The 18552-nt window shown below is 63.5% G+C and carries 16 protein-coding genes; all 16 read left to right on the top strand.

Annotation, left to right across the window (positions count from 1 at the left end; genetic code table 11):
• The first annotated feature begins 11 nt into the window (after positions 1-11).
• On the top strand, positions 12-1376 hold the full coding sequence (locus KSS97_RS17140) for a DUF1329 domain-containing protein (RefSeq protein WP_030141681.1): 1365 nt from the start codon (positions 12-14) through the stop codon (positions 1374-1376).
• A 70-nt stretch (positions 1377-1446) separates the two neighbouring features.
• Complete coding sequence (locus tag KSS97_RS17135) at positions 1447-2541, top strand: WD40/YVTN/BNR-like repeat-containing protein (protein WP_030141680.1); 1095 nt, start codon at positions 1447-1449, stop codon at positions 2539-2541.
• A 4-nt stretch (positions 2542-2545) separates the two neighbouring features.
• The gene (locus KSS97_RS17130) at positions 2546-5080 is read left to right on the top strand and encodes an efflux RND transporter permease subunit (RefSeq protein WP_217859727.1); all 2535 of its coding nucleotides are present in this window, start codon (positions 2546-2548) and stop codon (positions 5078-5080) included.
• A 126-nt stretch (positions 5081-5206) separates the two neighbouring features.
• Positions 5207-6409 (top strand): MFS transporter, encoded by a 1203-nt coding sequence (locus KSS97_RS17125; protein WP_030141678.1) that lies wholly within the window; start codon positions 5207-5209, stop codon positions 6407-6409.
• Positions 6410-6448: 39 nt separating this feature from the next.
• Complete coding sequence (locus KSS97_RS17120; RefSeq protein ID WP_217859726.1) at positions 6449-7522, top strand: Rieske 2Fe-2S domain-containing protein; 1074 nt, start codon at positions 6449-6451, stop codon at positions 7520-7522.
• Complete coding sequence (locus KSS97_RS17115; protein WP_030141676.1) at positions 7519-8565, top strand: Rieske 2Fe-2S domain-containing protein; 1047 nt, start codon at positions 7519-7521, stop codon at positions 8563-8565. The genes KSS97_RS17120 and KSS97_RS17115 overlap by 4 nt, the downstream gene beginning before the upstream one ends.
• Positions 8562-9515 (top strand): PDR/VanB family oxidoreductase, encoded by a 954-nt coding sequence (locus tag KSS97_RS17110; RefSeq protein WP_217859725.1) that lies wholly within the window; start codon positions 8562-8564, stop codon positions 9513-9515. The genes KSS97_RS17115 and KSS97_RS17110 overlap by 4 nt, the downstream gene beginning before the upstream one ends.
• A 63-nt stretch (positions 9516-9578) precedes the next feature.
• Entirely contained in the window at positions 9579-10151 is a 573-nt protein-coding gene (locus KSS97_RS17105; RefSeq protein WP_198795912.1) for a cupin domain-containing protein, read from the top strand.
• Positions 10148-11140: a fumarylacetoacetate hydrolase family protein gene (locus tag KSS97_RS17100; RefSeq protein WP_030141673.1), complete on the top strand. Its 993-nt coding sequence runs from the start codon at positions 10148-10150 to the stop codon at positions 11138-11140. The genes KSS97_RS17105 and KSS97_RS17100 overlap by 4 nt, the downstream gene beginning before the upstream one ends.
• Complete coding sequence (locus KSS97_RS17095; RefSeq protein WP_217859724.1) at positions 11131-12138, top strand: NAD-dependent epimerase/dehydratase family protein; 1008 nt, start codon at positions 11131-11133, stop codon at positions 12136-12138. The genes KSS97_RS17100 and KSS97_RS17095 overlap by 10 nt, the downstream gene beginning before the upstream one ends.
• On the top strand, positions 12125-12910 hold the full coding sequence (locus tag KSS97_RS17090) for a cyclase family protein (RefSeq protein ID WP_030141671.1): 786 nt from the start codon (positions 12125-12127) through the stop codon (positions 12908-12910). Before KSS97_RS17095 ends, KSS97_RS17090 begins: the two co-directional genes overlap by 14 nt.
• A 2-nt stretch (positions 12911-12912) precedes the next feature.
• Positions 12913-13638: a FadR/GntR family transcriptional regulator gene (locus tag KSS97_RS17085; protein ID WP_225936048.1), complete on the top strand. Its 726-nt coding sequence runs from the start codon at positions 12913-12915 to the stop codon at positions 13636-13638.
• On the top strand, positions 13635-14585 hold the full coding sequence (locus KSS97_RS17080; protein ID WP_264081976.1) for a LysR family transcriptional regulator: 951 nt from the start codon (positions 13635-13637) through the stop codon (positions 14583-14585). The genes KSS97_RS17085 and KSS97_RS17080 overlap by 4 nt, the downstream gene beginning before the upstream one ends.
• A gap of 98 nt (positions 14586-14683) precedes the next feature.
• Positions 14684-15694 (top strand): ornithine cyclodeaminase family protein, encoded by a 1011-nt coding sequence (locus tag KSS97_RS17075; protein ID WP_217859723.1) that lies wholly within the window; start codon positions 14684-14686, stop codon positions 15692-15694.
• A 25-nt stretch (positions 15695-15719) separates the two neighbouring features.
• Complete coding sequence (locus KSS97_RS17070; protein WP_217859722.1) at positions 15720-16736, top strand: dihydrodipicolinate synthase family protein; 1017 nt, start codon at positions 15720-15722, stop codon at positions 16734-16736.
• A 16-nt stretch (positions 16737-16752) separates the two neighbouring features.
• Complete coding sequence (locus KSS97_RS17065) at positions 16753-18222, top strand: NAD-dependent succinate-semialdehyde dehydrogenase (protein WP_217859721.1); 1470 nt, start codon at positions 16753-16755, stop codon at positions 18220-18222.
• Positions 18223-18552: the final 330 nt, after the last annotated feature.

Here is an 18552-nt window from a genome sequence, read left to right as displayed (position 1 = left end):
AGGATTCGCGCATGACCATTCAGTTCACTCTAAAGGCCTTGTGCTTAACCCTGCTGGCTGCCGCCGCGCCGATCGCCCTGGCCGCCAGCGCCGAACAAGCCGCCGCGCTGGGCAAGACCCTGACGCCCTTCGGTGCCGAGAAGGCTGGCAATGCCGACGGCAGCATCCCGGCCTGGGACGGTGGCTACACCAAGGTCGAGCCGGGCTATGTCCCGGGCGCCAAGCGCAGCGATCCGTTTGCCGCCGATAAACCCTTGTTCAGCATCACTGCACAGAACCTGACCAAGTACGCCGACAAGCTCAGCGACGGCACCAAGGAGCTGTTCAAGCGCTTCCCGGAGACCTATCGCATCGATGTCTACCCGACCCGGCGCACGGCGGCCGCGCCGCAATGGGTCTACGACAACACCTTCAAGAATGCGACTCGGGCCAAACTGATCAACAGCAGTGCCGGCCTGATTCCCGACGGTGCCTATGGCGGGATTCCGTTTCCGATTCCGCAGAACGGCACCGAAGCCATCTGGAACCACGTGTTGAACTGGCGCGGCACTTCGGTGGCGGGGCATTTTCGCCACTATCTGATGACCGCCGACGGCAACCAGGTGATGACCAGCGACGGCCTGCTGACCCAGGAAATGCCCTACTACTTCCAGGAGGGCGGTCCTGAAAACTACTCGGGCGACTACTGGCTGGTGCACTTCGTCAACCTCGGCCCGGCGATTCGTGCCGGCGAGCAGATCCTCGGGCGTGAAAACATCAACGGCGACAAATCCCAGGCCCATGTCTACCTGAGCGGCCAGCGCCGGGTGCGCACGCTGCCCAACGCCTGCTGTGATACGCCGACGCCTTCCACCGCCGGGGTCATGTCCTTCGATGAGTTGAGTGTGTGGGGCGGTCGTACGGACCGGTTCGACTGGAAACTGGTCGGCAAGCAGGAAATCTACGTTCCCTACAACACCAACAAGGTGCAGAACGCTGCCCAGCCGCAGGACCTGTTGGGCAAGCACCATCTGAACCCGGATTACGTGCGCTGGGAGTTGCACCGCGTCTGGGTGGTCGAGTCGACGGTGGCCGCCGGCAAGCGCCACCAGTTGCCCAAGGGCCGCTACTACCTCGACGAGGACACTTGGCAAGCCCTGCTCGGCGATCGTTGGGACGCCAGCGGTCAACTGGCCAAGACCCTCTGGTCGCTGCCTTCCGTATTGCCCGACCTGCCAGGCCTGGTGCAACTGTCATCCGGTTTCTACGACCTGACTTCCGGTGCGTGGTTTATCCAGAACCTCTATGCCGGGTTGCCGGAGCAGTATCGCGCGGTTGATCGCTACAAGGCCTCGGAGTTCTCGCCCGCGGCGATGGCGGGTCGCGGCGTGCGTTGATCGGGCCGAGAGCCAGGGGCGGGCCTGTCGGCCTGCCCTTTGGGGGATGAATGTTTTTCCGAGGTGGGTTATGAACAGAATCAGTCAGGCGGGCGCGTTGCTCTTGGCCCTGTGCCTGCCCGTCGCCGCGAGCGAATGCCTGGCCGGGACGGCTGCCGTGGACGTGCCGCTGAATACTCCCGCCATGCAGGTGTCGGGTGCGCAGAAAGGCGTTTTGATCGACCTGGCGCGCGCCGGTACACGTCTCGTCGCCGTAGGTGAACGCGGGCTGGTGGTGTTTTCCGACGATAACGGGCAGAGCTGGCGCCAGGCTTCGGTGCCGGTGTCGGTCAGCCTGACGGCGGTGCAGTTTGTCGATGCGCAGCAGGGTTGGGCGGTCGGCCACGCAGGCGTGGTGCTGACGACGCACGATGGCGGCGAGCACTGGACGCTGCAGCTCGACGGCGTGCGCGTGGCACAGCTGGAACTGGAGGCCGCCAAGGCCGAGCAGGCCACGGCAGCCAACCCGGACGACGCCCTGATACGGGTACAAAGTGCGGAGCGCCTGGTCGCCGATGGGGCGGACAAGCCCTTCCTGGCGCTCCAGTTCATCGATGCACACCGTGGGTTGATCGTCGGGGCCTATGGCTTGGCGCTGCAGACCACCGATGGCGGCGCGACCTGGCATTCATTGATGGGGCGCATCGCCAACCCGAACGGCTTGCACTTGTACGCCATCAGTCGCCAGGGCCCGCGTTGGTTCCTGGCGGGCGAGCAGGGTTACCTGGCGCGCTCGGACGACGACGCGACGTCGTTCAGCCAGTTGGACAGCCCTTACGAAGGCAGTTTCTTCACCCTCCAGAGTCGTGCCGATGGCGCGCTGCTCGTCGCCGGCCTGAAGGGCAACGCCTTTGTTTCCAACGATGCCGGCACAAGCTTTCAGCGCCTGTCCGTTCCCGTGCCGATTTCATTCAACGATGCCACCCGCCTGGCCGACGGTCAGGTATTGCTGGTCAACCAGGCCGGCACGCTGTTTCGCAACGGCGGGCAGGTGCTGCTGCCATTTGGCAAGCCGTTGGGCAAGCCTGTTTCAAGTCTGATCGAGGCCGCCGATGGCAGCCTGGTCGTTGCCGGTTTCACCGGGCTGCAGCGTATTGCGCAGCCAGCCACTGCCGCTTCGGAGTGAGGTTATGACGTCCCCTGGTAAGTTCCCCCAATCCCCTGCGAATGCGTTCGACGATTTCGATCCGCGTTCCGGCTCGGTGCTCGAACGGGCATTGTTCAATCATCGCCTGTGGGTGTTGCTGCTGTGCCTGGCGACCACGCTGGTGTTGGGTTGGCAGTCCAGCCGCGTCGAGCTCAACGCCAGTTTCGAAAAAATGATTCCCACCCATCATCCCTACATTGCCAACTACCTTGAGCACCAGCAGGAGTTGAGCGGGCTGGGCAACGCCTTGCGCATCGCCGTGGTGAACAAGCGGGGCGAGATCTATGACGCTGACTACCTCAAGACCTTGCAGGCGTTGAGCGACAAGATCTACCTGCTGCCCGGTGTCGATCGCGCCTACATGAAATCGTTGTGGACGCCCGCCACGCGCTGGGTCGCCGTGACCGAAGCCGGCCTGGAAGGCGGGCCGGTGATCCCGGATAACTACGACGGTGGTTCCGCCAGCCTGGCGGCCTTGCGGCGAAATGTGCAGCTGTCCAACGAAATCGGCCAGCTGGTGGCATTCGACCAGGCCTCGAGCATCATCCAGGTCCCGCTGTTGCAGCGCACTCCCGACGGCCGGCCCTTGGACTACACCCGGTTGTCGCAACAACTGGAATCGCTGCGCAGCCAATACCAGAGCGACAGCGTTGATATCCATATCACCGGTTTCGCCAAGAAAGTCGGTGACCTGATCGCCGGCCTGCGGCAGATCCTGATCTTCTTCGCCGTGGCGATCCTGATCACCACCGTCGTGCTCTATTGGTACACCCGCTGCATTCGCAGCACCTTGCTGGTGGTGTTCTGCTCATTGGTGGCGGTGGTCTGGCAGCTTGGCCTGCTGCCGTTGCTGGATTATCAGCTGGACCCCTATTCGGTGCTGGTGCCGTTCCTGGTGTTTGCCATTGGCATGAGCCATGGCGCGCAGAAGATGAACGGGATCATGCAGGACATCGGTCGGGGCATGCACCGCGTGGTCGCCGCGCGTTTCACCTTTCGCCGCCTGTTCCTCGCCGGCCTCACCGCGCTGCTCTGTGACGCGGTCGGTTTCGCGGTGCTGATGATCATCAAGATCCAGGTGATCCAGGACCTGGCGATGATCGCCAGCATCGGCGTCGCGGTACTGATCTTCACCAACTTGATCCTGCTGCCGATATTGCTTTCCTATGTCGGGGTCAGCGGCCATGCGGCGCGACTGAGCCTGAAAAGCGAGCACGCCGAGCAAGCCGGCCAACATCGCCATGGATTCTGGCGCTTCCTCGATCTGTTCACCCAGCGTCGCTGGGCGGCATTGTGCATCGCCTTGAGCCTGGCGCTGGCGACGCTCGGCTTCGTGGTCAGCCTGCAATTGAAGGTGGGTGACCTGGATGCAGGCGCTCCCGAACTGCGCGCTGATTCGCGCTACAACCAGGATGACGCCTTCCTGACCCGGCATTACGGCGCGAGCAGCGACCTGTTCGCGGTAATGATCAAGACGCCTGCCAGCGCCTGTTCGCGCTATGACATCCTGAACAAGGTCGATGCCCTCGACTGGCAATTGCGTACCTTGCCGGGTGTCGACTCGACCAATTCCCTGGCGCTGCTCAACCGTCGAATGCTGGTGGGCCTCAGCGAAGGCAGCCCGAAGTGGTACGAGCTGCAGAACAACCAGGCGATGCTCAACATGATCACCGCCGGGGCGCCACGCGGGTTGTACAACGAAGACTGCAGCCTGCTGACGCTGTACGCCTACCTCTCCGACCACAAGGCGCAAACCCTGACCCGCCTGGTGGAGCATGTCGAACAGTTCGCGGCGGCGAACAATACCAACGACGTCCAGTTCCTCCTGGCTGCCGGCAACGCCGGAATCGAGGCCGCGACCAATATCGTGGTCAAGCAGGCCAATCGGGAAATGCTGTTCTGGGTCTACGGTGCGGTGATCCTGCTCTGCCTGATCACCTTCCGCTCCTGGCGTGCCACGGTGTGCGCGGTGATTCCGCTGATGCTCACCTCGATCCTCTGCGAAGCGCTGATGGTCTGGCTGGACATCGGCGTCAAGGTCGCGACCCTGCCGGTCATCGCGCTCGGCGTGGGCATCGGCGTCGACTATGCGCTGTACGTGATGAGCATCCTGCTCGGTCACATGCGCCAGGGCACCAGCCTGTCGGAGTCGTATTACCGGGCACTGCTGTCCACCGGCAAGGTGGTGATGCTGACCGGAGTGACCCTGGCGATCGGCGTCGCCACCTGGATGTTTTCGCCGATCAAGTTCCAGGCCGACATGGGCGTGCTGCTGGCGTTCATGTTCGTCTGGAACATGGTCGGCGCCCTGGTCCTGTTGCCGGCCCTGGCGCACTTCCTGTTGCCGAGCGAACGGATCAGTCGGGAACAGACCTTGGCTGAACCCATCCCGCCGACCAGCTTGGCGCTCACGCCTGCCGTGGTCGAGGAGGGCGGTTGCCTGCAACAGGCCCTTTGTCCGCAAACCCCGGGACACGATCAACGCGCAACGCCCTGCGCCCAACCCATTGCGTCATGACAATAAGAAAGGACGTTCCCATGCCTCGCATCTATCAGCTCCAGCAGCATCTCTGGCTAGCGCTTCGAACCGGTCTGGTCGCTTTCGGGGTGGCGTTCTGCGCGACCCAACCGCCGGAGGTGCGTGATGAACGTTGAACGCCAGGCGCGGCTGCCGCAGTCCTTGTTGCTGTTGCTCGGCAGCTGCCTGCCGGTCCTCGGCGCGGTGCTGCTGGCCCCCGTCCTGCCGCGCATGCAGGAACACTTCGCCGACACCCCGGGCGTCGCGGTGCTGGTTCCCATCGCCCTGACGCTACCGGCGCTGATGATTGCCCTGTTGGCACCTTTCGCCGGGATCATTGCCGACCGACTCGGACGCAAGCCGTTGCTGATCGGCGCGATGTGCCTCTACACCGTCTGTGGGGTGCTGCCGCTCTGGCTGGATTCGTTGCAGGCGATCGTCGTCAGCCGCGCCGGCATCGGCCTGGCCGAGGCGGCGATCATGACGTGCTGCACCACGATGATGGGCGACTACTACAGCGGCGCGCGGCGTGAACGCATGTTCGCCCTGCAAATGGTCGCGACCTCGTTGTCGGCGGCGATTTTCATTGCCATCGGCGGCGTGCTGGGCGAGTACGGCTGGCGCACACCGTTTGCGCTGTACGGGTTGGGGCTGGTGCTGCTGCCGTTGATGGCCTGGCTGCTGTGGGAGCCGCATGGGCGTGACGTCGCGGCGAAAAAAGCCGCAGGCGCGACGTTTCCCTGGCGCGCCTTGGCACCGTTGTATGGCCTGGCATTCCTTGCCGGATTGAGCCTGTTCATCGTGCCGGTACAAGTTGGTTATCTGCTCAACCTGCTGCATGTCGAAGGGTCGCAGCAGATTGGCTTGACCATGGGCGCCAGCCAGCTCGGCGTACTGGTCGGCGCGTTGAGTTTCCGCCTGTTCAGTGGCGTGCCGGCGCACCGGCAGATGCTCCTGGCCTTCGTCGCCGCTGGCATCGGCGGTGGGTTGCTGGCGGTGGCCGACAGCCATGGATGGGTGGTGATCGCCGTACTGATCAATGGCCTGGGTATCGGCCTGATGATGCCGACCCTGCTCACCTGGATCATGGCCCAGGTCGACTTCCAGCAGCGCGGCCGCGCCGCCGGTGGTTTCACCTCGATGTTCTTCGCCGGGGAGTTTGTCAGCCCGCTGGTGGTGCTGGCGATCACCGGTGGGGTGACCAGCGCCTTGCCCGCCGCGCTGGGCATCGTTGCCGGCGTTCAACTCCTGGTGGCCGTGGCCTGTATTCGGTTGCGTGGCGGCGAGTCGGTTTTTCCCGCTGCGGTTGCGGCAAAGCCTGATCGCTGATTCCACATCCCAAAAAAACAAGAACAAGAGGAGAACGATATGAGCTATTTGCTCAACACCTGGTACATCGCCGGGTGGGCGGACGAGTTGGCGCCAAGGGCGATGCTGGGCAGGACCATCGTCGAACAACCCATGGTCTTCTTTCGCGACAGCCGGGGCGCGATCCAAGCGCTCGCCGATCGTTGCCCGCACCGTTTTGCCCCGCTACACATGGGCACGATTGTTGGCGACAGCATCCAGTGCCCATACCACGGCTTGCGTTTCGACGGCAGTGGCCAATGCACGCACAACCCCCATGGCGAGGGAAACATCCCCAAGGCGGCCTGTGTCCGCGGGTTCGCGGTCGTTGAACGCCACGGCGCGATCTGGGTCTGGCTGGGTGAGCGTCACCTGGCCAGCGATGCGCTGATTCCTGACTTTTCCTTTTTCGAGCAGGCGCCCACCCATGCCAAGGGACACGGGTACCTGCCTACACGCGCGCATTACGAGCTGCTGTCCGACAACATCATGGACCTGAGCCATGTTGATTTCCTGCACCCGGATACGCTCGGTGGCGGAGCGTTGTCACGCACCCGCGCCGCCGTCGAGGAGCTGGCCAACGATCGAGTGCGCATCAGTTGGTGGGCCGCAGATGATGTTCCTCCGCCGGCGTTCGGCGCTCACCTTGAAGATCCGAGCCGGGCAGACGTCTGGGCCGAAGTCATCTGGCACGCGCCTGGCCTGATGCTGCTGGGCAGTGGCGCCACCGCGCCAGGGCGCCCCAGGGAAGAGGGACCGGTGACCTGGAACCTGCACCTGATGACTCCGCAGGATGCGACGAATACCCATTATTTCTTCGCCAACACGCGCAGTTTCGAGCAGGACAACGCGCAATTGAACGCCTTCGTCCAGGACATGTTGATCGGCATCTTCGCCGGTGAAGACAAACCCATGGTCGAGGCCCAGCAGCGCCAGATAGGTGAGGTTGACTTGCTGGGCCTCAACCCGGTGTTGCTGCCCGTCGATGCCGGGGCCGTGCGCTGTCGGCGGGTGCTGCGTCGGTTGATTGAAACCGAGCGCGCGGCGACGCACGCCAACCCGTCATCAAGCTTTGGAAAAGAGGTATTGCGATGAGCTTCCTACGCAACGTCTGGTACGCAGCCGCCTGGGGAACCGAGGTCAACGCCGGAGAGCTGTTCCAACGAACCCTGCTCAACGAACCCGTGGTGTTTTTTCGCGATACCCAGGGCACCGCCCAGGCCATTGCCGATCGCTGCCCCCACCGTTTCGCGCCCCTGGGCATGGGAACGCTTAAAGGCGATTCGGTGCGTTGCCCGTACCACGGCCTGGAATTCGATGGCAGCGGCACCTGCATGCATAACCCCCACGGCGATGGCGCCATTCCCAAGGCGGCGAAGGTCAAGGCTTACCCGCTGGTCGAGCGCCACAGCCTGTTGTGGATCTGGATGGGCGATGCAGGTCTGGCCGACGCGACGCTGATTCCGGATTTCAGTTGCATGGACGAAGACCTTTGGTATGTCGGCAAACGTTATTTGCACGCGCGAGCCAACTACGTGCTGGAAACCGACAACATCATGGACCTGAGTCATATCGAGTTCCTGCACCCGTCAACGTTGGGTGGTGATGGCGTCAAGAGCGCGTTGACCAGCGTGCAGGAGGAGGGCAACACCGTTTGGTCCAACCGCCAGACCGTCGCGGAAATCATGCCGGAATTTCTCTACGCCGCCTGGAACATTCCCCAGGGCACTCCGGTGGACCGTTGGATTGATGTGCGTTGGGATGCGCCTGCGAACATGTTGTTGTTTTCCGGTGCGGTGGCGACAGGGCTCCCCAGGGAGCAGGGAGTTTCCACGCCGATTCCGCATCTGTTCACCCCGGAAACCGAGGCCACGACTCACTACTGGTTTTCTGTTTGTTTCCCCAAGGCAATGGGCGAGTTCGCCGAGCGATTCGCTGACGAGCAAGCGGCCGCGATCAACCAACCCTTTGCCGATGAAGACTTGCCCATGCTTGAGGCGCAGCAGCGCATGATGGGCGATGCATCGTTCTGGGACTTGAAGCCGGTCCTGCTGATCGGTGATGCAGGCGCCATCCGCGCGCGGCGTGTACTCGATCGCTTGATCGCTGCCGAGCAGCCTGTGGGTGCCAAGGGATGATCGAAGTCATCGTCACTCGCAAGCGGCGCGAAGCCGAAGGCATCTACAGCTTCGAGCTGGCTCCGGCCGAAGAATCCGTGCTGCCTGCCTTCAGCGCCGGCTCGCATATCGACGTGCACCTGCCCAATGGCCTGGTGCGCCAGTACTCGCTGTGCAATCACCCGGAAGAACGCCACCGCTACCTGCTGGGGGTGTTGCTCGACCCTGCGTCGCGCGGTGGTTCGCAGGCCATGCACGAGCAGGTCCACGAAGGTAGCCGGCTGCGCATCAGCGAGCCGCGCAACCTGTTCCCGCTGGAACATGGGGCGGGGTACAGCGTGTTGTTCGCGGGCGGTATCGGCATCACGCCGATCCTTTGCATGGCCGAGCGCCTGGCGCGGATCGGCGCGCCTTTCGAGTTGCACTACTGCGGTCGCTCGGCCGGGCGGATGGCCTTCATGGAGTACATCCGTCATTGCGCGTTCGCCCATTGCGTGCATGTTCATCTGGACGATGGCGAGGCCATCCAGCGCCTCGACAGTGCTCGGGTTTTGTCCGCACCGGCCAGTGATCGTCACCTGTATGTCTGCGGCCCGAATGGCTTCATGGACCATGTGCTGGATACCGCACGCACGCAGGGCTGGGCCGAGGCGCAGCTGCACCGTGAGTACTTTACCGCTGCCGCTGCGCCGGCCAGCGAGGCGGGCGGGTTCGAGGTGCAACTGGCAAGCACCGGGCAATGCTTCCAGGTGCCTGCCGCGCTCAGCGTGGCCCAGGTGCTGCTGGAGGCCGGCATCGACATCCCGTTGTCCTGCGAGCAGGGCATCTGTGGCACTTGCCTGACACGGGTGCTGGAAGGCGAGCCGGAGCATCGCGATATGTTTCTGACCGATGCCGAGCGAGCACGCAACGACCAGTTCACGCCGTGCTGCTCGCGCGCCAGGAGCGCGCGGCTGGTGCTCGATCTTTAAGGCTTTCCCATGAATCCATTTTTACCCGCTGGCACGTTCCACCAACAGATCGAGGACTTGAACATGCAACAGCTTCCTGATTTCAAACGCGTGGTCACCGGGCACGATGCCCAGGGGCGGGCGGTGGTCGCGCTCAGCGGACCGACGCCGAACAGCTTCCCGCTCAAGGCCGTGCCCGGCACGGTCTTCCACGAGATCTGGAACAGCGGCGCCAGCCCGGCCGCGCTCGACAACGGCGACGACCCCACCCGCAAGCCGCTTCAATTGAGTCCGGCCCCTTTGGGCAGCGTCATCCGCGTGGTGGATATCCCGCCCGACAGCGTGCAGAACCAGGTCAGTGCCGAGGATGCCGCGGCAGCCTTCGCCGAAATTGGCCAGGCCCACGCCGGTACGGGCCAGGCGGACTCCACGCACAAACTGATGCACCGCACCGAAACGCTGGATTACGGCGTGGTGACGGAGGGCGAGGTCTGGCTGGTCCTCGATGGCGAAGAGGTGCACCTCAAGCGCGGTGACATCGTCGTGCAGCGCGGCACCAATCACGCTTGGAGCAATCGCACCGAGCAGATGGCACGCATGCTCTTCGTGCTGCTCGACGGTCGCTTCGCCCCCGAACTGCAAGGAGAACGGGCATGAAGCTCAGTACTCTCAAGGATCACAGCCGCGACGGTCGCCTGTTGGTGGTATCACGCGACTTGGCCTGGGCCGTGGATGCCAGTGATCTCGCGGCGACGCTGCAGGAGGCCATCGAGCATTGGCCGAGCGTCGAGGCCGCTTTGCGCGCTCGCTATGACGCCCTGAACGAAGGCGCGCTGGTCGGGGCCTTTGCCTTTGATCCGCAACAAGCCGCCGCACCCTTGCCGCGTGCCTGGCAGTGGCTGGATGCTTCATCGTTTCTCAGCCATGGCGAGCGGATGCAGAAAGCGTTTTCGCTGGATCCCATCGAAGGTGTCGAACACACGCCCCTGATGTACCAGGGTTGCGGCGATGACTTCCTCGGCGCCCACGATGACATCGTGCTGCCCAGTGAAACCCATGGCATCGACTTCGAAGGTGAATTCGCCGTGGTGGTCGATGAAGTTCCCATGGGCTGCTCGGCGCAAGAAGCCCTCGCCCATATCCGTCTCATCGTGCAAGTCAACGACGTCAGCTTGCGCGCACTTGCACCCCGGGAGATGAAGACCGGCTTCGGGTTTATCCAGGCCAAATCCTCATCAAGTTTTGCCCCCGTGGCAATCACCCCCGACGAGTTGGGCGAAGCCTGGAGCGACGGGCGCGTGCACTTGCCGCTGAAGGTTGAATGGAATGGCCAGTGGTTCGGGCATGCCCACGGTGGCGCGATGCATTTCGGCTTCCATCAGTTGATCGCCCATGCAGCGCTGACCCGGCGTCTCAGGGCCGGCTGCGTGATCGGTTCCGGCACGGTTTCCAATGCCGACCCCAGCGTTGGCGCGGCTTGCATCGCTGAACGTCGTGCCGTGGAGATGATTGAACAGGGCGCGCCCAAAACGTCCTTCATGCGCTTTGGCGACCGGGTGCGCATGGACGTCCTCGATGCGCAAGGGCAGTCGGTCTTTGGCGCGATAGACCAGCGTGTCGTCCGTGGAGACCGCCCATGCGCGTGATGATTACCGGTGCCAACGGCTTTGTCGGGCGGGCACTGGTGCAGCGCCTGCTCGACACGAATCAGCTGCGAGGCCAGCCCATCAGCGCGTTGATCCTGCTGGATAAGGAACTGGCGGGCTTTACTGACGACAAGCGCGTGCGCCGTCATTGTGGCAGCGTCACCGATGCCGCGTTGCTGCGCCGCGCCCTGGCCGATGGCATCGATGTGGTGTTCCACCTGGTGAGCGTGCCGGGCGGCGCGGCCGAGCAGCTGTATTCACTGGGCTATCAGGTCAACTTGCTGGCGAGCCTTGAGTTGCTCGATCAGTTGCGCGAACAGCCTGGCGTGCCGGTGCTGGTGTACGCCAGCAGCGTGGCGGTATACGGCGGCGACCTGCCGTCGCGCATGGATGAGCGTGCCGTGCCACACCCGCAAATAAGCTATGGCGCGCACAAGGTGATGGTGGAAACGGCCCTCAACGATCTGGCTCGGCGCGGCGAGGTGGACGGTCGTGCCGTGCGCCTGCCCGGCATCGTCGCGCGTCCACGTGAACCCAACGGCCTGCGTTCGGCATTCATGAGCGATCTGCTGCACGCGTTTGCCCAGGGCGAGCCGTATTGCTGCCCGGTGTCGCCGCAGGCGCAGGCGTGGTGGATGTCGGTGCGGTGCTGCGTCGATAACCTGCTGCAAGCCGCCGAGTTGCCGACCGCCGAACTCGGCGGCTCACGTGTCTGGCAACTGCCGTTGTTGCACCTGTCCATTGCCCAGGTCATCGATGCCCTGGCCGCTGCCTACGGCCAGGAACGCCGCGGACTGATCAGCTTCGTACCGGATGCCGGGCTGCAAGCCTTGTTCGGCAGTTTCCCGGCGATGAAAACCCCACTGGCCCGCGCCCTTGGCTTTCGCCATGACGGCTCGGCTGCCGCCTTGATACGTAACAGTTTGAAGCCTGCTGGCTCGGCGCGTCGTGCGCGGGGGCGGACGGCGCTTGGAGTGACCGATCATGCAACCGACTAAACGCCGTCTGGTGGACCTGTCCGTGACCCTGGACAACAACCCTTACACTGATCCGCCGCCGTTGCTGCCGAAAATCGACTACATGGACCATCAACAAGGCTGGCCGGAGATGGCCGCGATGTTTCCCGGCCTGGCCAAGGCGCAACTGCCTGGCGACGAATCCTGGGCGGCGGAGCGCCTGCAAATCACCACCCACAGCGGTACGCACATGGACGCCCCTTGGCATTACGCCTCGACCACGGACGGCGGCAAGCCGGCGTTTGGCATCGACGAGTTGCCGCTGGATTGGTGCCTGCAACCGGGGGTGAAACTGGATTTTCGCCATATGCCAGACGGTCACGTGGTCAGTGCCGCCGAAGTACAGGCTGAGTTGGCGCGCATCGAGCACGTGCTCCAGCCGTTGGACATTGTCCTGGTCAATACCCGCGCCGGTGCACTGTTCGGCCAGCCAGGTTATCTGGATGCCGGGGTTGGCATTGGCCGCGAGGCCACGTTGTATCTGTTGGAGCGCGGCGTACGCGTGGTCGGCACCGATGCCTGGAGTTGGGACGCGCCGTTCAAGTACACGCGCGAACGCTTCGCCGCCACCGGCGACGCCTCGATCATCTGGGAAGGGCACAAGGCCGGACGCGACATCGGCTACGGCCAGATGGAGAAACTGGCGAACCTGGAATGCCTGCCCGCCCATGGCTTTCAGGTGTCCTGTTTCCCCTACAAAATCAGGCACGCCTCGGCCGGCTTCGTCCGCGCCGTGGCGATTTTCGAGGAATGACCGTGCGTGCGTCGGAAGGAAAAAAACGCGGCAGTCTTTCCCGAGGGCTTGAGGTGCTGCTTTCCGAGCACATCATCGAGGGGCGACTGCGTAGCGGAGAACAATTGCCCACCGAGTCGGCCCTCATGCTCGAACACAGGGTCAGCAGGACCGTGGTGCGCGAGGCGATGTCGCGTCTGCAGGCCGCCGGAATGGTCGAGACACGCCACGGCATCGGTACGTTTGTGCGCGATAGCACGCTGTCATTGAAGACCTTCATCGACCCGGCGACGATTGGTGTCATCGTCGATTCCCTGGCGATCATGGAGTTCCGGATTGGCCTGGAAGTCGAAGCCGCCGGGCTCGCCGCGCAACGCCGCCGCCCGGATCAGCTGGCCGGTTTGCGAGCGCTGCTCGATCAGCTCGGACAGCCGGCAGTCAGCCTCAATGATCGGGCGGCGCTGGATTTCCAGTTCCATCTGGGCATCGCCGAGGCGACCGGCAATCACTACATCGCCCACACGCTGCTCAACCTGGGCGTGGTCATCATTCCGCGCAGCCGATTGGATTCCGCGCGGCTGTTCCACGATGAGCCTTTGCACTACGAGCAGCGCATGCAAAGCGAGCATGAGCAGATCTACCAGGCGATCTTCAATCAAGACGCCGAATACGCACGCGCGGCCATGCGCCTGCACCTCCAGGACAGTCGCGAGTACCTGCATCAGGCCCGCAACGAGCTGCTGACATGACAACCATCCAGAACGCCCAGGTGCCGGAAACGACAACGCAGTACCCCGTCTCGGCGCTGACCATCATCGATCCGCGCTGGACCTTGTTTGTCCGTGTCGTGGCGGCGGGCAGCCTCAGCAAAGCGGCCGTATTGCTGGATATGCCGCAGTCCATGGTCAGTCGCAATATCGCCTTGCTCGAGTCGCAATGTGGTGAACGCCTGTTCCATCGCACCGGACGAGGCGTGGTCCTGACCGAATTCGGTGAACAGCTGTTGCCATGCATATCAGGCCTTCTCGCGGACGCGGAGGGCCTTGCCGACGACATTCGCAACCTGCGTGGAAAACCGGTGGGCGAGGTGGTCGTGGGCATGTTGCCCTCAGCGGTGCGGCGGTTTGCGGGGACGCTGTTTTCCACGGTGCGGGCGCAGATGCCCGGGGTAAGGTTGCATTTGATCGAGGGCGCCAGTGCTCAACTCGAAGAGCAGTTGCACGACGGTCGCCTGGATATGGCGCTGGTGCTGCGCGAGAGCGAGGCGAGCATCGGGCAAGCGCATCTGCTGGCCAGGCTCCCACTGCATCTGGTGGGGCCTGCCGTCGATCCTCTTTTCGCCAGTCGGGACATTCCGTTGAAGCAGTTATCTGGATTGCCCCTGGTCGTACCCGGGCGACCGCATCTGCTGAGGGCCAGGCTCGACCACTTGGCCGCCGATCAAGGTGTCGAATTATCCGTGGCCGTGGAAGCCGATTCCGTCCAGCTGCAGTACGAAGTCGTAGCGGCGGGGGGCGGCTATGCCATTGCGTCGGTGCTGCCGGGCTCGCTGGATCAGCGACTGGTGTCATCGCGAATCGTCGAGCCGGTCCTCGAGCGCTTCGTTGTCCTGGCGGAGTCGCCCCGTCGCCCGGTGACGCGTGCCTCCCGTGAGGTGCGCCGGTTGATCTGCAATCTGTCGATGCCATCGATTTAAGCGATAGCTGCTTTCGCTCCCCAGCAGTATTCGATGGGGGGCGTGCCTCGTAGGGTGTCAGTCAACCAACGATTGATACCGATTGCGAGGTTCGCACCATGCATCACGCTCAAGAATCCCAAGTCATCGCCCCGACGCTTTTCCTCAGCGATGCCGATGTTGCCTCTCTCGCCGATTGGGGCACTGCCGTCGCCGCACTCGCCGAGGCGTATGCCCATCCGACGTCCGACGCGATGGTGCCGCCTCGTTCCATGGCGCGGGGCGACGGGCTCTGGCTGCGCAGCTTGACCGCCGTACCGCCCACGGGCGGCCAGATGGGCTGCAAATTGATCGCCGCTTCCATGCGGGCGCGCTGCGCCAGCTACCTGATCGCCTTGTTCAACCAGCAGACCATGGCCCTCAGTGCGCTGATCGACGGCAACCGGGTGACCGGTCTGCGTACCGCCGCCACCGCTGCGCTGGCGGTCGATTTGCTGGCGCCCAAGCGAGCGCTGCGGGTGGGGGTGATTGGCGCCGGGTTCGAGGCGCGGGGTGCGCTGGACTGCCTCAAGTCCGTGCGCGACGTGTCCCATGTCCGGGTGTTCAGTCCAACGCCCGCGAGCCGTGAGCGTTTTGCCGAAAGCTTCAAGCCCGGGCTGGATATCCAGGCGGTGAGCAGCGCCCAGGAGGCGGTGCGGGACGCTGACGTGGTGATCTGTGCCGCCCGCAGCCGTGATGAGTCTCCGGTGTTGCAAGGCGCGTGGCTTTGCCCGGGCGCCACGGTCGTGTCGTTGGGTTCCACCTTGCCTGAGCAACGGGAGGTTGATCCGGTCACGATGGAGCGAGCCGCCTGCATTGTCGCGGATATGCCGCAAGAGGTGCTCCACGATACCGGTGACGCCATCGCCGCGATCAGTGCCGGCGTGTATGTCGCCGACAAATTGGTCGCGCTGTGGGACCTGGTCGCGGGCCGTGTCACCCCGCGCCAGCAGGCAAGCGACATCGTTCTCTACAAATCGGTGGGCTCGGCGCTGCAGGACGTCGTCATCGCCCAAGCGCTGTACGAGCGCGCCCGGCAACAAGGCCTCGGCATCGAGCTGCCTGCCAGCATTGTCCCTGTCTCGAAATAACCCTCACTGTCCAAAGGAAATCATCATGGCCACATACAAGAAAGCGGACGCCCGTACCTGGGCGCGGGAAAACCTGGTGGGCTGCTCGGCTGTCACCATTCCAAGTTTCAGCGCCGATCTGAAGCGACTCAACGAACGTGGCATTCGCCACGACATTGAACATACGGTCGGCCTGGGCTACAGCGCCACGTTGCTGTGCAGCGAACTGGCGATCTCTCCCCAGGAGAACGCGCAGTTCACGGCCTGGGCCCGTGAGTCGGGGAAAAACCTGATCCTGTTCTTCCATGCTGCTTTTGGCACGCTTGCCGAGAACATCGAGGCGGTGAAGCTCGCCGAGAATGCCGGTGCGGATATTGTCCTGCTGTCCTATCCACCGCAGTTCTGGCCGACCAACGAGCAGGAAATCTACGACTACACCAAGGCGTTCTGCGACGCGACGGACCTTGCCGTGATGCTGTTCCCGATTCCGTTGTGGGGCTTTGAACGGGTGCATCCGGCGGGTATGTCCCTGGAGTTGGTCCGGCGGCTGTTGGCTGATTGCCCGAACATCGCGGCGATCAAATCGGAGCAAGGGTTCCCACTGCCGGCGGGGATTTGCGAGATGTACCACCACTTCCGTGACCAGGTGGTGATCAGTTGCCCGATCGAAGGTGACGCGATTCCCTTGATGAGCCTGATGAAGCTGCAGTTCTCCGGCACCAGCAACACCGCCTGGATGAGCGACTACTACCCGAAAGCGTTCGAACTGGCGCGCACGGGTCGTTTTGAAGAGGCGATGGAACTGTATTGGAAGGTCAATCCGGCCCGCGGTGCCAACGGCGCTGCTGCGCAAAGCTACGCCGGCGGTACCGGTGTGCTCAACCGGACGATGTGGAAATACCAGGACTGGCTCGCCGGCTTCAATGGCGGCCCGTTGCGTGCCCCGGCGATGCGCGTCCCGGATCGCTTCATGAAGTCGCTGCGCCAAGGCTTGGTTGCGTCGGGGTTGCCGGTGACTTCGGACCCGGACAGCGCCTTCATGATCGGGCGCCATCCGTGCTGATGGGGAGGATTGCACAGTGAAACATTTACTCAAGGATCCCACGCTGTGGCGTACCGACGCCTACATCGCTGGACAATGGCTGGCCGAGACGCCGCACGGTCGGTACACGTTGCGCAACCCGGTGGATCAGACGGTGCTGGCCGAGTTGCCGCGCTGTCGCGAAGCTGAAGTCCGGCAGGCTATCGATGGGGCGCACGACGCCTTCGGCCCGTGGCGTCGCTTGACGGCCAAGCGCCGTGGCGAGGTGTTGCGCCGTTGGTATGAGCTGATGGTCGAACATCGCGAGGACATTGCCACGCTGATTACCCTGGAGGAGGGCAAGCCACTGGAGGAGGCGCGCGGTGAAGTCGATTACGCGGCGTCTTTCGTGCGATGGTTTGGCGAAGAAGCCACACGGGTGCGCGGTGATCTGATTCCGGGGGTGAAGGACACTCAGCGCATCGTCGTACTGCGCGAGCCCATCGGCGTCTGCGCGGCGATAACGCCCTGGAATTTCCCGGCCGCGATGATCACGCGCAAGGCCGCTCCAGCCCTCGCGGCCGGTTGCACCATGGTGGTGAAGCCGGCCAGCCAGACACCTTTGACCGCGTTGGCGCTCGCTGAACTGGCCCTGCGCGCGGGTGTGCCGGGCGGCGTTTTCAGTGTCATCACCGGTAATGACACTCGCGACATTGCCGGTGAGCTCACGGCCAACCCGTTGGTGCGCAAACTCACCTTCACGGGGTCCACCGAAGTGGGCCGGCTGTTGTTGGCGCAAGCGGCGCAGACGGTCAAGAAATGCTCCATGGAGCTGGGCGGCAACGCTCCGTTCATTGTCTTCGACGATGCGGATCTCGATGCGGCAGCCGACGGCGTGATGGTGGCCAAGTTTCGCAACGGCGGGCAATCCTGTATCGGCGCGAACCGGGTGCTGGTGCAGTCGGGGGTTCATGACGCATTGGCCGAGCGCATCGTTGAGCGGATGGCGCGCCTGAAGGTGGGCAATGGCCTGGAGCCTGGCGTGCAGGTCGGGCCGTTGATCGATGACGCGGCCGTACGAAAATCCCAGGCGCTGGTGGATGATGCACTGGCGCAAGGTGCCCGGCTGCTGGCGGGTGGCAAACCTCATTCCCTCGGCGGGTGTTTTTTCCAGCCCACCTTGCTCACCGATGTGACCCACGGGATGCGGGTCGCTCGCGAGGAGATCTTCGGCCCGGTCATGCCGCTGGTGCGTTTCGACAACGATGACCAGGCCATCGCGATGGCCAATGACAGCGAGTTCGGTTTGGCGGCGTACCTGTTCAGCCGTGACGCGGCACGCATCTGGCGCAACGCCGCGCGCATCGAATCGGGCATGGTGGGCATCAACTGCGGCCTGATTTCAAATGAAGTCGCACCCTTCGGTGGCGTGAAACAGAGCGGTCTTGGGCGAGAGGGATCCCACCTGGGGATCGACGAGTTCCTTGAAGTGAAATACCTCTGCTGGGATGGCTTGGAAAGCGTGTGAAACCTGTGCCTGGTCCATGGATGCCTGGGCTTGCACCTTCTTGGCTGATGCACCGCCGAGCGCTTTTGTGGCGAGGGAGCTTGCTCCCGCTGGGCTGCGTAGCGGCCCTTTCTTGTGGGCGCTTCGCACCCAAGCGGGAGCAAGCTCCCTCGCCACGGGTTTGGGGTGGCTGGTCATCTGTGGACTGGCCAGACCCATCGCCGGCAGCGATACCTCGGATTGTGCAAAGCGATTTCAGCGCTGATTCCCGATTCGATAGTCTCGAGGCTGATCCGGCATTTTTCGTCGGCATTCTCATGATTCTACAGCGTTGATTCGATGACGCCGCAG

It is taken from the genome of Pseudomonas alvandae (assembly GCF_019141525.1).
In the GTDB taxonomy this organism is placed as follows: Bacteria; Pseudomonadota; Gammaproteobacteria; order Pseudomonadales; family Pseudomonadaceae; genus Aquipseudomonas; species Aquipseudomonas alvandae.
Note: the sequence above shows the minus strand (reverse complement) of the source record. Positions and strands in the feature narration are given on the sequence as shown.